This is a genomic window from Aeromicrobium sp. SORGH_AS_0981, assembly GCF_031453195.1.
Lineage (GTDB): Bacteria > Actinomycetota > Actinomycetes > Propionibacteriales > Nocardioidaceae > Aeromicrobium.
On sequence record NZ_JAVIZD010000001.1, the window covers coordinates 2,195,507 to 2,210,376 of the forward strand.

General features: G+C 72.7%; 12 protein-coding genes. 8 read left to right on the forward strand and 4 right to left on the reverse strand.

Translation table 11 applies throughout. The features are described 5' to 3' along the window. Positions 1–2: 2 nt before the first annotated feature. Positions 3–1,451, reverse strand: coding sequence for an acyl-CoA synthetase (locus tag QE370_RS11075; RefSeq protein ID WP_309634384.1), 1,449 nt, complete (start codon positions 1,449–1,451; stop codon positions 3–5). Beyond that, the gene (locus QE370_RS11080; RefSeq protein ID WP_309634385.1) at positions 1,448–2,785 is read right to left on the reverse strand and encodes an SLC13 family permease; all 1,338 of its coding nucleotides are present in this window, start codon (positions 2,783–2,785) and stop codon (positions 1,448–1,450) included. The genes QE370_RS11075 and QE370_RS11080 overlap by 4 nt, the downstream gene beginning before the upstream one ends. Before the next feature lie 148 nt (positions 2,786–2,933). Here QE370_RS11080 and QE370_RS11085 point away from each other — a divergent pair, with 148 nt between their 5' ends. Continuing rightward, positions 2,934–3,671 carry an IclR family transcriptional regulator gene (locus tag QE370_RS11085; RefSeq protein WP_309634386.1) on the forward strand — a complete coding sequence of 246 codons (738 nt, stop codon included), beginning with the start codon at positions 2,934–2,936 and terminating at the stop codon, positions 3,669–3,671. Between the two features lie 18 nt (positions 3,672–3,689). On the opposite strand, the gene QE370_RS11090 is transcribed toward QE370_RS11085, so the two are convergent. Continuing rightward, entirely contained in the window at positions 3,690–4,739 is a 1,050-nt protein-coding gene (locus tag QE370_RS11090; protein WP_309634387.1) for a glutathione S-transferase C-terminal domain-containing protein, read from the reverse strand. Between the two features lie 194 nt (positions 4,740–4,933). On the opposite strand from QE370_RS11090, the gene leuA reads away from it, so the two are divergent. The 6 genes from leuA to QE370_RS11120 all read left to right on the forward strand — a co-directional run bounded on the left by leuA (position 4,934) and on the right by QE370_RS11120 (position 13,351). Beyond that, entirely contained in the window at positions 4,934–6,700 is a 1,767-nt protein-coding gene (leuA, locus tag QE370_RS11095; protein WP_253024266.1) for a 2-isopropylmalate synthase, read from the forward strand. 321 nt (positions 6,701–7,021) lie between these two features. Further along, the gene (locus tag QE370_RS11100) at positions 7,022–8,113 is read left to right on the forward strand and encodes a saccharopine dehydrogenase C-terminal domain-containing protein (protein WP_253024264.1); all 1,092 of its coding nucleotides are present in this window, start codon (positions 7,022–7,024) and stop codon (positions 8,111–8,113) included. Then, positions 8,110–9,642 (forward strand): aldehyde dehydrogenase family protein, encoded by a 1,533-nt coding sequence (locus tag QE370_RS11105; protein ID WP_309634388.1) that lies wholly within the window; start codon positions 8,110–8,112, stop codon positions 9,640–9,642. Before QE370_RS11100 ends, QE370_RS11105 begins: the two co-directional genes overlap by 4 nt. Next, positions 9,639–10,940 carry a VOC family protein gene (locus QE370_RS11110; protein WP_309634389.1) on the forward strand — a complete coding sequence of 434 codons (1,302 nt, stop codon included), beginning with the start codon at positions 9,639–9,641 and terminating at the stop codon, positions 10,938–10,940. The genes QE370_RS11105 and QE370_RS11110 overlap by 4 nt, the downstream gene beginning before the upstream one ends. A gap of 62 nt (positions 10,941–11,002) precedes the next feature. Next, complete coding sequence (locus QE370_RS11115; RefSeq protein WP_309634390.1) at positions 11,003–11,317, forward strand: hypothetical protein; 315 nt, start codon at positions 11,003–11,005, stop codon at positions 11,315–11,317. A gap of 993 nt (positions 11,318–12,310) precedes the next feature. Next, a complete protein-coding gene (locus QE370_RS11120; protein WP_309634391.1) occupies positions 12,311–13,351 on the forward strand; it encodes an SGNH/GDSL hydrolase family protein in 1,041 nt (346 codons plus the stop codon). 12 nt (positions 13,352–13,363) lie between these two features. On the opposite strand, the gene QE370_RS11125 is transcribed toward QE370_RS11120, so the two are convergent. Then, positions 13,364–13,993, reverse strand: coding sequence for a DUF429 domain-containing protein (locus QE370_RS11125; RefSeq protein ID WP_396127820.1), 630 nt, complete (start codon positions 13,991–13,993; stop codon positions 13,364–13,366). Positions 13,994–14,131: 138 nt separating this feature from the next. On the opposite strand from QE370_RS11125, the gene recO reads away from it, so the two are divergent. Continuing rightward, positions 14,132–14,860: a DNA repair protein RecO gene (recO, locus tag QE370_RS11130; RefSeq protein WP_309634392.1), complete on the forward strand. Its 729-nt coding sequence runs from the start codon at positions 14,132–14,134 to the stop codon at positions 14,858–14,860. The last annotated feature ends 10 nt before the right edge of the window (positions 14,861–14,870 follow it).

Sequence of the window (14,870 nt, forward strand, 5' to 3'; positions counted from 1 at the left end):
GCTCAGCCCGGCCTGTCGAGGATGAGCTTCTTCTGCACCTTGCCCATCGCGTTGCGCGGCAGCGACGGCACGAACCGGACCTCGCGCGGCCGCTTGTGCCACGACAGGTCCGTCGCGACGTGCTCGACCATGCGTGCGGCGAGGGCGTCGTCGGCGTCGTCGGGTGCGACCACCGCATAGGCGACGATGCGCTGGCCGAGGTCCTCGTCGGGCAGACCCAGCACCGCCACCTCCAGCACCTCCGGCAGCGCGAGCAAAGACGTCTCGATCTCCCCGGCGCCGATGCGGTAGCCCCCGGACTTGATGAGGTCGACCGACTCGCGGCCGACGATCCGGTGGAAGCCGTCGGCGTCCACGACGGCCAGGTCGCCCGTGGCGAACCACCCGTCGGCCCCGAGCACCTCGGCGGTCGTCCCCGGCAGGTTCAGGTAGCCGTCGAACAGCATCGGACCGCTCACCTCGAGCCGACCGACGGTCTCGCCGTCCGCGGGCACCTCGCCGCCGTCCTCGGCCCGCAGGCGCGTGCGCGCCTCGCCCACCGGGAGGCCCACCCACCCCGGGCGCCGCTCGCCGTCGGCGCGCGTGCTGAGGGTGATCATGGTCTCCGTCATGCCGTAGCGCTCCACCAGCGCGTGGCCGGTGAGCTCGCGCAGCCGCTCGAAGACCGGCACGGGCAGCGGGGCGCTGCCCGACACGAGCAGCCGGGCACCGGACAGGGCCCGTGCGGCCTCGGGGTCGCGCGCCACGCGCGTCCAGACGGTCGGCACGCCGAAGTAGACGGTGGCGGGCGTCGCCGCGTACGCCTGCGGCGTCGGGCGGCCGGTGTGCACGACACGCGAGCCCAGGTGCAGCGACCCGAGCACGCCCAGCACGAGTCCGTGCGTGTGGAACAGCGGGAGGCCGTGCGCGACGACGTCGTCACCCGTCCAGCCCCACGCGTCGGCCAGGCCCTCGATCCCGGTCCGCAGGGCGCGGTGGCTGAGCACCACGCCCTTGGGCGCCCCGGTGGTGCCCGACGTGTAGAGCACGATCGCCGTCTCGGTCTCCGCCACCGGGTCGGGCAGGTCGACGCGTCGGTCCCCGGCGGTCGGGGTGGTCGGCACCTCGACGAGCGGCAGGTCCACGCCCTCGCGCGGCGGCCCGGCCCAGCACGTCGCACCGGAGTCGCTCACCACGTGCGTGGTCTCGGCCGGGCCCGCGTCGGGCGGCACCGGCACCACGGGCACGCCCGCCAGCAGGCAGCCGCTCACGGCCACGACGGTCTCCAGCGTCGGCTCGGCGCACACGGCCACCGGTCCGGCGTCCGGCAGCCGCGAGGCGAACGCCACGGCGACCTCGCGCAGACCTGCGCGCGACAGCGCCCGTCCGTCGACCACGACGGCCTCCGGGTGGTCCGGCAGGTCGAGGTCGCGCAGCGCACGGAGCAGGGTCGTGGGGGAGGAGGACGTCATGAGAGCACCATGCCAGGGAGGATGAGGGTCAGGGTCAGGGCGACGGGACCGACGACCACCATCGACAGCCCCCACCGCGTGAGCAGGCTGGTCATGCGGGGACGGGCGTCCGGGTCGACGGTCGTGGCCACGTACGTGGCTCCCACGGTCGAGAACGGCGACACGTCGACGATCGACGCGCAGACGCCGATGGCGCAGATCATCGCCCAGCCGGGGATGCCGCCGTCGGCGATGAGCGGCAGGGCGAGGGGCACGAGCGCGGCGAGCATCCCGGTGGTCGACGCGAAGGCCGAGATGAGGCCTGCCGCCGCGCACAGCAGGAGCGCCGCCACGACCGGGGCGCCGACGTGCGCGGCGCGCTCGCCGATGAGGTCGATGACGCCCATCTGCGTCAGGACGCCGACGTAGGTGATGATGCCGCCGACCAGGAGCACCGAGCCCCAGTCGATCCGGCTCATGGCCGCCTTCCCCGCGGCCGGGTCGACCAGCGCCAGAAGCGCACCCAGGCCGAAGCCGATGACGCCGATGTCGGGCTCCAGACCGCCGAGCGCCATCACCACGACCGCCACGACGAGCCCGACCATCAGCACGAGCGTGAGCACCTGGTGCGGCGTCGCCCGACCGGGCGAGCGGACCTCGGCCGGGGCGTCGTCGTCGAGGGAGAGCGAGGACTGGCCGTACTCCGGCAGTGCGGCACCGCGCGCGACCATGGCGCGCTCCAGGCGCGGGGCCTCCGCGCGACGTCGTCCGCGACCGAACAGCACGTGCGCCACGGCCAGCAGGACCAGGTTGATCACCACGGCCACCGCGAAGAGCAGCAGCGGGCTGAGCGCGATGCCCGCGGCGTCGGCGGTGCCCCAGGTGATGATGCCGAACAGGCTGGTGGGGGCGAACGCGCCGGCGCTCAGCCCGCAGCCCATCGACAACGCCATGAGCATCGGGTCGATGCCGCGGCGGTGCGCGACGCTCATGCCCATCGGGGCCATGACGAGCCCGCCGAGCGGAGCGCCCATGGCCGACACGAGGGCGGTCAGCGCGAAGAACGTGGTGGGCAGCGCGGCGTCCCGGTCGCCGACCCGTGCCAGCGACGTCTCGATCAGCCAGTCGATGGTGCCGTTGCTGTGGGCGATGCCGAAGAAGTAGGTGACGCCCACGAGCAGCACGAGGATCGACAGCGGGAAGCCCGCGACCACCTCCTCGAGGCTGAGGTCGGCGACCCACAGGCCGACGAGCGCGGCCACGGGGAACAGGACGATGCCAATGTTGACGTTGCGGGCTGCGGCGATCGCGAACACGGCGACGAAGATGCCGAGGGCGACGAGCTGGGCGGTCATGGCGCCTCCAGGTGGGGGACGGCTCCCGGTCGGTCCACCTGATGGAACAGTGGGCCGTCAGCCGGAACGGGCGTGTAACGTAGAGCACACCGACGTCCCGGGGCAAGCACCACCGCGGGACGGACGGGCCGAGCCCGAGGAGGAGCCTGTGACGACCGCCAGCGTGGTGACCGCGTTCTCGGTGCTGGAGCGTGTCGCCGAGCTCCAGCCGGTCGGGCTGTCCGACCTCGCCCGCGCCGCGGACCTGCCGAAGAGCACCGTGCACCGCTGCCTGCAGACGCTGCAGGAGGTCGGCTGGGTCGAGTCGTCCGGCGGCACGAGCGCGCGCTGGTCGATGAGTCTGCGCGCGCTCTCCGTGTGCGGCGGGGCCGGCGGCCGCCAGAGCCTGCGCGACCTCGCGCTGCCGCTCATGAGCGACCTGCAGCTGGTCACGACCGAGACGGTGCACCTCTGCGCCCCCGACGGCGACGTGCTGGTGCTCCTCGAGCGGCTCGACACCTCCCACGCCCTCCGCGCGTTCCTGCCGCTGGGGGAGCGGATCCCGCTGCACGCCTCCGCCACCGGCCTGGCCTACCTGTCGGCGTGCCCCGACGACGTGGTCGAGCGCTACCTGGCCGGCCCGCTGGAGCGGCGGACCCCGGCGTCGCTCGTCGACCCCGACGTGATCCGCGCCGAGCTCGTCGCCGTCCGCGCCCGCGGCTACTCGATCAACGAGAACGGCCTCTCGACCGGCATCAGCTCGCTCGGCGCGCCGATCGTCTCGCGCACCGGCGTCGTGGGAGCCCTGTCGGTGTCAGGACCCTCGATCCGCATCGTGCCCGCGCGCTTCGAGGAGCTCGGGACGCAGGTCGTCGAGTCGGCCCGCAGGCTGGGCCGACTCCTCTGACCCGCGCTCGCACCTCGCTCAGCTGGGTGGCGTGCCGTCGCCGAACGGCGACCCGCCGAGCTCCTCGCGGTGGTGCGCCGTCGTCCAGCCGGAGAGGTCGGGACCCTTCGGGACGACGCTCGTGGGATTGATGTCGGTCTGCACGACGTAGTAGTGCTGCTTGATCTGCTCGAAGTCGGTCGCGTCGCCGAAGCCGGGCGTCTGGTAGAGGTCGCGCGCGTACCCCCACAGCGCCGGCATCGTCGCCAGCGTCTGGCGGTTGGCCTTGAAGTGCCCGTGGTAGACCGGGTCGAACCGCGCCAGCGTCGTGAAGAGCCGCACGTCGGCCTCGGTGATGCTGTCGCCCATGAGGTAGCGCCGCGTCGTCAGCCGCTCCTCGAGCCAGTCGAGCGCGGTCCACAGCCGGTCGTACGCGGAGTCGTAGGCCTCCTGCGAGCCGGCGAAGCCGCAGCGGTACACCCCGTTGTTCACCTCGGTGAACACCCGGTGCATGACCTCCTCCATCTCATCGCGCGTGGCGTCGGGCCAGAGGTCGGGCGCACCCTCGCGGTGGTGGTCGGTCCACTCGAAGAAGAAGTCGTGCGTGATCCACGGGAAGTCGTTCGTGACGACCTTGCCGCTCTCGACCTCGACGACGGCGGGCACGGTGATGCCGCGTGGGTAGTCGGGGTAGCGCGCGAAGTACGCGTCCTGCAGGCGCGGGATCCCGAGCACCGGGTCGACCCCGTCGGGGTCGAGGTCGAACGTCCAGCTGCGCTTGTCGTGCGTGGGTCCGGCGAGCCCGAGCGACAGCGCGTCCTCCAGCCCGAGGAGGCGGCGCACGATGACCGTGCGCGTCGCCCAGGGGCACGCGAGCGCGGCGACCAGGCGGTAGCGGCCGGCCTCGACGGGCCAGGTCGGCGCGTCCTCCACGGGCGGCTTGCCGGTGCCCGCACGGTCGTCGACCGGGGCGCCTCCCTGCCGCGTGATGCGGTCGGGGATGTAGTTCATGTCGCGGTCGAACTCCTGGCCGCTCGTGACGTAGGAGCCCGCCGTGGACTGGTCCTCGCTGCTGGTGTCGCTGCTCATGACCCCAGTCTGTCCGAGCCCGCCCACCGCTGCAGCGTGGTGGTCCCCGAGGACCGTGGGGTAGGCTGGCCGCGATGTACGCGAGCCGACTCCTTCTCTGCCGCGTCGAGGTCCACTAGGTCGGGCCCCTCGGCGCGGAGTTCGTCATGCACCGACCGCAACGACCTGACGAGCACCCCGAGGAAGACACCGACATGACCACGCACCGCACCGGACTGCCCAGCAACGTCGTCTCGCCGCAGAAGGCGTCGCCGATGCCGTTCGGCCGCTACCGCCCGTTCGCGCCCATCGACCTGCCCGACCGCACCTGGCCGTCCCAGACCATCACGAAGGCCCCGCGCTGGTTGTCCACCGACCTGCGCGACGGCAACCAGGCCCTCATCGACCCCATGACCCCGGTGCGCAAGCGCCGCATGTTCGAGCTGCTCGTGCGCATGGGCTACCAGGAGATCGAGGTCGGGTTCCCGTCGGCCAGCGAGACCGACTTCGCGTTCGTGCGCTCGCTGATCGAGGAGGACGTCATCCCCGACGACGTCACGATCTCGGTCCTGACCCAGGCCCGCGAGGACCTCATCGAGCGGACCACGCAGGCGCTGACCGGCGCCCGGCGCGCCAACATCCACCTCTACAACGCCGTCGCGCCGCTGTTCCGTCGCGTCGTCTTCCACGCCTCGAAGGACGAGGTGCGCGCCATCGCCACCCGCGGCACCGAGCTGGTCATGAAGCACGCCGAGCAGAACATGCCCGGCACCGCGTTCGGCTACCAGTACAGCCCCGAGATCTTCACGGGCGCCGAGCTGGAGTTCAGCGTCGAGGTCTGCAACGCGGTCATGGACGTCTGGCAGCCCGAGGACGGCCGCGAGATCATCCTCAACCTGCCCGCCACGGTCGAGATGGCCACGCCGAACACCTACGCCGACCAGATCGAGTGGTTCGGTCGCCACGTCGAGCACCGCGAGAACGTCGCGATCAGCCTGCACCCGCACAACGACCGCGGCACGGCCGTCGCCGCCACCGAGCTGGCCCTGATGGCCGGCGCGGACCGGGTCGAGGGCTGCCTGTTCGGGCACGGCGAGCGCACCGGCAACGTCGACCTCGTCACCGTCGGCATGAACCTGTTCAGCCAGGGCATCGACCCGCAGGTCGACTTCACCGCCGGCGGCGTCGGCATCGACGAGGTGCGCCGCACGGTCGAGTACTGCACGAGCCTGCCGGTGCACCCGCGCCACCCGTACGCGGGCGACCTCGTCTACACCGCGTTCTCCGGCTCCCACCAGGACGCCATCAAGAAGGGCCTGGAGGACCTCGACCGGATCGCCGCCGAGCAGGGCGTCGACGTGTCCGAGGTGCCGTGGGAGGCGCCCTACCTGCCCATCGACCCGCACGACGTGGGCCGCACCTACGAGGCGGTCATCCGCGTCAACAGCCAGTCCGGCAAGGGCGGCGTCTCCTACCTGCTGAAGACCGAGCACCAGCTCGACCTGCCGCGTCGCCTGCAGATCGAGTTCAGCCGGGTCGTGCAGGGCCTCACCGAGGGCGAGGCGGGCGAGATCTCCGCCGACGGCATCTGGACGGCGTTCAGCCAGGAGTACCTGGAGCGCGAGGAGCCCTACTCCCTCGTGACCTTCACCTCCACGACGTCGTCCGACGGCCACGACCAGCAGGTCGTCGACCTCGTCGTCCGCGGCGAGGAGCGCTCCTTCAAGGGCGAGGGCAACGGTCCCGTCGACGCCTTCGTCGACGGGATGCGCCAGGCCGGCGCCGACATCCGGGTGCTCGACTACACCGAGCACGCGCTCTCGGCCGGCGGCGACGCGCTCGCCGCGGCGTACGTCGAGGCGGAGATCGCCGGCGAGATCGTGTGGGGCGTGGGCATCCACGCCAACATCGTCACCGCCTCGCTGCGGGCCGTCGTCTCCGCCGCCAACCGCGCCGCGGCCCAGACCATCCCCGCCGTCTAGACGGATCTGGTCCGCCGCCCACGGCCCGGCACCCCCGCCGGGCGCTGCCCCTTCGCCGCCCACGGCCCGGCACCCCCGCCAGGCCCTGCCCCCTCCCCGCTGAGTGTGACGTTTCGGTGTCGTCGCGACCCGAGCCGGCCCGCGAACGTCACGCTCGGCGGGGGAGGATGGTCGGTCCGAGGAACTTCACCGGATCGTCATCGCTGGACCGTCCAGCCGGTACAGACATGGGGCCTCCTGCTGGCTAGCATCGTGTGACGTCGAGCACCCCTCGACGTCGCACCCACGCGACGTGATCCGTCGCCGGCCACAGGAGGTCCCGTGTCCCGTTCGCTCAACACCGTGGCGGTGTTCGGTCTGGGGAAGGTCGGCGAGCTGGTGGCCGACCTGCTCGTCCGCGCACAGTTCGACGTCGTCGGCTACGACGCCACCCCCCGCGACGACCTCCACTTCGCCGCGCACGTGGTCGACGTCGCCGACGCGACCGCGGTCCGCAAGGCGCTCACCGACGTCGACGCCGTCGTGTCGTGCCTGCCCTACCACCTGAACATCGCCGTCGCCGAGGCCGCGTACGACACCGGCACGCACTACTTCGACCTCACCGAGGACGTCCCGACGACGAACCGCGTCGTGGAGCTGAGCCGGCAGCGGCCGGAGTCGGCGTTCGTGCCGCAGTGCGGCCTGGCGCCCGGGCTCATCGGCATCGTCGGGGCGTCGCTCGCCCAGGGCTTCGAGCAGATCCGCAACATCGAGCTCAAGGTCGGCGCGCTCCCGCAGAACCCGACCGGCCTGCTCGGCTACGCGTTCAACTGGTCGGCCGAGGGCGTCGTCAACGAGTACCTCAACGACTGCGAGGTCCTGCGCTCCGGCCGTCGCCAGATGGTGCCGGCCATGACCGAGAAGGAGCGGGTCTTCATCGGCGGCATCGAGCTCGAGGCCGCCCTGACCTCCGGCGGTCTCGGCACGATGTGCCAGACGTACGAGGGTCGCGTGAGCCGGCTCGACTACAAGACCCTGCGGTACCCGGGCCACTTCGAGCAGATGCACTTCCTGTTCGACGAGCTCAACCTGCGCGAGCGTCGCGAGGAGGTCGGCCGGATCCTCGTCGACGCCAAGCCGCCCGTGAACGACGACATCGTCTACCTGCACGCCGCCGTCGAGGGCACGAAGGCCGGCCAGCCGTTCCGCGAGAACTACGTGCGCGGCTACCTGCCGATCGAGATCGAGGGCCGCACCTGGCGCGCCATCAGCTGGACCACCGCCGCCTCGGCCGTGTCCGTGGTCGAGCTCGTCGCCGACGGCGGGCTGCCGCACGCGGGCTTCGTCGCGCAGGAGGACATCCGCCTCGACGACCTCTTCGCCACCACCTCCGGACAGCTGTTCGCCTCCCACGGAAAGGTCTCTCCCGCATGAGCGACGTCACGACCCGCGCCCTCGACATCCTGCAGCGCCTCGGCGCCGGCAACCCCTTCGACACCCTGCCCGACGGGGCGCAGCGCGACCTGCCCGCGACGTCGCCGATCGACGGCCACGAGATCGGCCGGCTCGCGTCGCACTCTGCCGCCGACGTCAGCGACGCGGTGGGCCGCGCGCACGAGGCCTTCCTGCAGTGGCGGAGCGTCCCGGCGCCGGTGCGCGGCCAGTTCGTGCGCGAGCTCGGCGAGCTGCTCCGCGAGCACAAGGACGACCTCGGCGCGCTCGTCAGCATCGAGGCCGGGAAGATCCTCAGCGAGGGCCTCGGCGAGGTGCAGGAGATGATCGACATCTGCGACCTCGCGGTCGGCCTCTCCCGCCAGCTGCACGGGCTGACGATCGCCACCGAGCGCCCCGGCCACCGGATGATGGAGCAGTGGCACCCGCTGGGCGTCGTCGGCGTCATCAGCGCCTTCAACTTCCCGGTCGCGGTGTGGTCGTGGAACGCGGCGCTCGCGTTCGTCTGCGGCGACGCCGTCGTCTGGAAGCCGTCGGAGAAGACGATGCTGACCGCCCTCGCGTGCCAGGCGCTGGCCACCGAGGCGGCCCGTCGCACGGGCGCGCCAGAGCACCTGTCGCAGGTCGTGCTCGGCGCCCGTGAGGTCGGCGAGGCGCTCGTCGACGACCCGCGGGTCCCGCTCGTCTCGGCCACCGGCTCCACCCGCATGGGCAAGGAGGTCGCGCCGCGCGTGGCCGCCCGTCTCGGCCGGTCGCTGCTCGAGCTCGGCGGCAACAACGCCGCCGTCGTCGCGCCCAGCGCCGACCTCGACCTCGCCGTGAGAGGCATCGTCTTCTCCGCCGTCGGCACGGCCGGCCAGCGCTGCACGTCGCTGCGCCGGATCATCGTGCACGAGAGCATCAAGGACGAGCTCGTCGAGCGCCTCGCCAAGGCGTACGCGACGCTGCCCGTCGGCTCGCCGCTGGAGCCGACCACGCTCGTCGGCCCGCTGGTCGACGAGGCGTCGTTCCGCGCGTTCGGCGACGCGATCAGCCGTGCCCAGGCCGACGGCGGCACCCTCGTCACGGGCGGCGCGCAGGACGTCGCCGCCAGCGACGCGACCGGCGGCGGCTACTACGTGCAGCCCGCGATCGTCGACATGCCCGGCCAGACCGACGTCGTGAAGGAGGAGACGTTCGCGCCCATCCTCTACGTGCTCACCTACTCCTCGTTCGAGGAGGCGCTCACGCTGCACAACGACGTCGCCCAGGGTCTGTCGTCCTCGATCTTCACGCTCGACGTGCGCGAGGCCGAGACGTTCGTGTCGGCGGTCGGCTCCGACTGTGGCATCGCCAACGTCAACATCGGGCCCTCGGGCGCCGAGATCGGCGGCGCGTTCGGCGGCGAGAAGGACACCGGCGGCGGCCGCGAGTCGGGCTCCGACGCGTGGCGCGCCTACATGCGCCGTGCGACGAACACGGTCAACTACTCCACCGAGCTGCCGCTGGCCCAGGGCGTGGAGTTCGTGTGAGCCGCTTCCGCTACCTGCGGCTGTCGGAGCGCGTCGAGGCCGAGGGCGGCCACCGCTGGCCGGTCTCGCCCACGCACCTGCGTGCCGACCTGGCGACGAACCTCTCCGAGCTCTACGGCTCCGAGGTGCCGGCGTACACGACGCTCGTCGAGGCGTGCGAGCGCGTCAACGCCGACGTGCTCGCCCGCCGCGGCGGCGACGCCGAACGGCTCGGCTCGATCCGTCGCGTCACGGCCGAGCGGCACGGTGCCATCCGGGTCGGCACCGAGGCGGAGCTCGCGCAGGTCGCGCGGATCTTCGGCGCCTGCGGCATGCACCCCGTCGGGTTCTACGACCTGCGTGAGGCGACCCCGCCCATCCCCGTGGTCAGCACCGCGTTCCGCCCCCTCGCGGGCGGCGAGCTGGCCGAGAACCCGTTCCGCGTCTTCACGTCGGTGCTCGTCGTCGACGACCGGCGCTTCTTCGACGAGCGCACCGAGGCGCGGCTGCGCGAGTTCCTCGACGCCCGCACGCTCTTCCCGGCGGAGCTGCTGCAGCTCGCCGACCTCATGGGGTCCGAGGGCGAGCTGACGCACGAGCAGGCCGACCGGTTCCTGGAGCTCGCGACCGCGTCGTTCGCGCTGTCCGACGAGCCCGTCGACCGGGTGTGGTACGAGCACCTCGAGGCGATCTCGAGCGTGGCCGCCGACATCGGCGGCGTCGGCTCCACGCACATCAACCACCTCACGCCCCGCGTGCTCGACATCGACGCGCTCTACGCCCGGATGGGCGAGCTGGGCATCGAGATGATCGACCGCATCCAGGGTCCGCCGCGGGTCGAGCCGGGGGAGGGCGTCGACGTGCTGCTGCGTCAGACGTCGTTCCGTGCGCTGGCCGAGCCGCGTCGCTTCCGCGAGCCCGACGGCTCGGTCGTCGACGCGCACCTGCGGGTGCGGTTCGGGGAGGTGGAGGCGCGGGGCGTCGCGCTGACGCCCGCGGGCCGCGACCTCTACGACGGTCGGGGCTTGCGCGCCTTCCCCCGCACCGAGGAGGAGCTGCACGCGCAGGGACTCGCCTATTACCGACGCGACGACCAGGGTCGGCTGCAGCCGATCGTCTACGAGGACTTCCTGCCGAAGTCGGCGGCGGGCATCTTCGCCTCGAACCTCACCAGTGACGGCACGGCCGACGCCCGGCAGCGCGCGTCGTCGCGCGACGCCGCCTGGATGCAGGAGGCGCTCGGTCGCACCCTCCACGACCCCTACGCCCTCTACGAGGCCGAGCGCGCGGGCGAGGTGTACCGCTTCCCCCCGCGCTGACTCGACCGTTGCCGCCTCCGGCCGCTCGTCCCTAGGATGCGAGCGAGCCGATCGGAGGACCCGTGCACCGACCCACCGCGCCCCTGGCGCTCCTGGCCTTCACCCTGCTCGCCGCGTCGGCCTGCGGCGGCGGCGTCCGACCGAGCGTCGAGGACGTCGCGGACGCGATCCGGGACGGGCGGATCTCGAGCATCGAGGCCGAGAACGCCGACTGCTCCGCCCGGGTGTTCGTGGAGTCCGACCTCTCCGACACCGCGCTCCTCGGCCTGGTCGACCGCGCCGACCGCCCGGTGACGACGCAGGACGACCGTGACGCCCTCGTCGCCGTCGAGGAGCGACTGATGGCCGAGTGCGACCTCCAGCAGGCCGCCGGCTGACCTCGACCCGCAGCCCGACCATCGGAGGGTGTTGCTGGTCGAGTAGTCGGGTCCGGCGAGGCACGAGCCTGGGGCCGACGTATCGAGACCACTCTGAGCCGTCGCTGGGAGCCAGCCGACGCTGGGCTGTTGCCTGGTGGTCTCGCTCCGTCGCGGCTACGCCCCACTGCGACGGTTCCACCGCGGGCACTACGCTCCTTCGTCGCGCGTGCTGCTACTCGACCAGCGGTGGGTGTCGCTGGTCGAGTAGTCGACGCTGCGACGAAGGAGCTGGCGGAGACGTATCGAGACCACTCTGGGCTTCCGCTGGGGAGCTGGTCCGCGCTGGGCCGTTGCCGGGTGGTCTCGGTACGCAGGGACTTCGCAAGCTCGTCCCTGCTACTCGACCAGGGGAAGGGTTCGCTGGTCGAGTAGCGCGGGCGCGCGAGGGACGAGCGTTGCCGGTGCGTATCGAGACCACTCTGGGCTTCCGCTGGGGAGCTGGTCCGCGCTGGGCCGTTGCCGGGTGGTCTCGATACGCGCCGACGTGCTCGCTGGCGCTCGCCGTCGCCGCTACTCGACCAGCGGAAGGGTTCGCTGGTCGAGTAGCGCGGGCGCGCGAGGGACGAGCGTCGCCGGTGCGTATCGAGACCACTCTGGGCTTCCGCTGGGGAGCTGGTCCGTTGCCGGGTGGTCTCGATACGCAGGGACTTCGCAAGCTCGTCCCTGCTACTCGACCAGCGGAAGGGTTCGCTGGTCGAGTAGCGCGGGCGCGCGAGGGACGAGCGTCGTCGGTGCGTATCGAGACCACTCTGGGTTGTCGCTGGGAGCCAGCCGACGCTGGTCCGTTGCCGGGTGGTCTCGCTCCGTCGCGGCTACGCCCCTCGTGCGACGGCTCCACCGCGGGCACGGCGCTCGGCAGGGGCACGGAGTGTTCACCCGGCAGGCCTGGACGGTGTCGGACCCCCGGCCTAGGTTGAGCGTGTCATCCACGTCACATGATTCGGGGGGATCATGCACCGCACTCCACGTCCACGACTCGTCCGGCTGGCCGCCGTGTGCGCCGGCCCCGTGCTGGCCCTGGGTCTCGTCGTCGCGCCCACCACGGCGCAGGCCGTCACGTACGTCGCGCTCGGCGACTCCTACTCCTCCGGGCTCGGCACCCGCTCCTACCTCGACGACGGCACCGAGTGCCGACGCTCGGCGCAGTCCTACCCGGCGCTCGTCGCCGCGGCCCGCGGCTGGTCGCTCGACCTGCGTGCCTGCTCGGGGGCCACGATCCCCGACGTCCGCGCCGCCCAGCTCGGCGCGCTGTCGACGTCGACGCAGAAGGTCACCCTCTCCGTCGGCGGCAACGACGCCGGGTTCGCCGACGTCCTCACCGAGTGCGCCCTGCCGGCGTGGGCCAGCGACTGCGACGCCGCGATCGACCAGGCGCAGGCCACCATCAGCGGCACGCTGCCGTCGGCCCTGTCGTCGCTCTACGCCCAGATCGGGTCGCGTGCGCCGTCCGCCGACGTGGTCGTGGTCGGCTACCCGCGGGTGTTCATGGGGGAGGACTGCAACGCGCTCACCTGGTTCTCGCCCGAGGAGCAGACCCGACTCAACGCCACCGCCGACCGGCTCAACAGCCTCCTGGCCGCGCGTGCCTCCGTCGCGGGGTTCCGGTTCGCGAACCCGACGTCGGCGTTCACGGGGCACGCGGTCTGCGACGACCCCGAGTGGCTCAACGGCCTGTCGAACCCGGTCGAGGAGTCCTACCACCCGAACGTCGCCGGCCACCGCGACGGCTACGCGCCGCTCGTCGGTGCCCGGGTCGCCTCGACGTCGGTGCGCATCACCGCGGCCACCGAGGAGCAGGCCGAGCAGGACGCCGACGTGCTCGCCGACCGCGCTCGGCGGCACACCGCGGCCGACCGGCGCATCGAGCCGCAGGAGTTCCAGGCACCCGACCTCGACAGCCCCCAGGTCCAGCGTGCTGCGCGCCGGCTCGGCATCGACACGTCCGACCGGGCCGAGGTGGACCGCTTCGACCGACGCTTCGCCGCACGCTGAGCGACGCAGCGCTCACACCCAGATCGGGGCGCCGTCGGCCGGGTCCTCCGGGAGCCGGACGGCGGTGCCCCGCGCGACCCGCCGCGCCGACCATGCGGCTGCGCCGGCGTCGAGCAGGTCGTCGAGACCTGCACCGCGGGGTGCGACGCGCGGCAGCGTGAGCCCGACCTCGGCGAGCAGCGCCCGCCGTCGCGCGGCACCGTCGGCGGTCTTCTTGCGCTCCAGCAGCGGCTCGCCCGCGAGCTCGGCGAAGCTCGACTCCGGGTGCACCTCCTCGACGCGCACCTCCGGGCGTCCGGCGAGCCACGCACGCGCGTCGCGGATGGCCGGGAACAGGCCGAAGGCCTGACGGCTGAGCCCCAGCCCCATCGCCTCCCGGTTGAGCCGGTTCGCCGCCGCGTAGTCGGGCGCGTCGATCGCGGCCGAGGACGGGGACCCGAACACCGTCGACGCACGTCCCGGCAGTCGCCGACGCGCCTCCCGCTCGGCCGCTCGGGGTGCGTCGGTCGGCAGGTGCAGAGGGATGTCGACGCCCACCACGTCGACCGGCCCGTGGGCGGCGACGAGGCCCCCGACGAGCTCGAGCATCGTGCCGGCGACGAGCACGGCAGCCGTGCCGTCGACGGACCAGTGCACGCCCACCCCACCCGGCGCGGCAGCCGTCGACGCCGATCACGGCCGCAGCGGCGGGCAGGGGTGCGGGCGACGTCACGGCTGCATCGTGGCACGGACGGCTCGTGGCGGCCCGGTTCCGTGGGCGCCGGACGGCAGAATGGGGGAGTGAGCCTCTTCCGCGACCAAGGTGTGGTGCTCCGCACCCACAAGCTGGGCGAGGCCGACCGGATCATCACGCTGCTCACGCGTCAGCGCGGGCTGGTCCGCGCCGCCGCCAAGGGGGTGCGCAAGACGTCGTCGCGGTTCGGCGGCCGCCTCGAGCCGTTCATGCACGTCGACCTGCAGCTCGCCGAGGGCCGCACGCTCGACGTCATCACCCAGGTGGTCACCCTCTCCGCGTTCGCCCGCGACCTCGGTCTCGACTACCCGGCCTACACCGCCGGCACCGCCATCCTCGAGACCGCCGAGCGTCTCACCCCCCACGACGGCGAGCCGGCGGTGCAGCAGTACCAGCTGCTCGTGGGCGCCCTCGCCGCGCTGTCAGTACGTCGGCAGCCGCCCAGCACGTTGCTCGACTCCTACCAGCTGCGTGCGCTGGCGGTCGCCGGCTACGCGCCGAGCTTCTCGGCGTGCGCCCGGTGCGGGCTGGAGGGTCCGCACCGCAACCTGCACGTCCCGTCCGGTGGCGTGCTGTGCGACGGCTGCCGGCTTCCGGGCTCGTCGGCACCCCCGGCCGTCACCCTCACGCTGCTCGCGGCGCTGCTCGCGGGCGACTGGCCGGTCGTCGAGCAGGCCGACGACCGCACCCGACGGGAGGCCGCCGGTATCGTCAGCGCGTACCTGTCGTGGCACCTGGAGCACGGACTGCGCTCCATGGGGCACGTCGACCGCTGAGAAACGCCCT

What these genes read in the sequence shown, in the direction of transcription:
- QE370_RS11075 (WP_309634384.1), bottom strand. Translation starts at nt 1,451, where the DNA reads ATGACGTCCTCCTCCCCCACGACCCTGCTCCGTGCGCTGCGCGACCTC.
- QE370_RS11080 (WP_309634385.1), bottom strand. Translation starts at nt 2,785, where the DNA reads ATGACCGCCCAGCTCGTCGCCCTCGGCATCTTCGTCGCCGTGTTCGCG.
- QE370_RS11090 (WP_309634387.1), bottom strand. Translation starts at nt 4,739, where the DNA reads ATGAGCAGCGACACCAGCAGCGAGGACCAGTCCACGGCGGGCTCCTAC.
- leuA (WP_253024266.1), top strand. Translation starts at nt 4,934, where the DNA reads ATGACCACGCACCGCACCGGACTGCCCAGCAACGTCGTCTCGCCGCAG.
- QE370_RS11105 (WP_309634388.1), top strand. Translation starts at nt 8,110, where the DNA reads ATGAGCGACGTCACGACCCGCGCCCTCGACATCCTGCAGCGCCTCGGC.
- QE370_RS11120 (WP_309634391.1), top strand. Translation starts at nt 12,311, where the DNA reads ATGCACCGCACTCCACGTCCACGACTCGTCCGGCTGGCCGCCGTGTGC.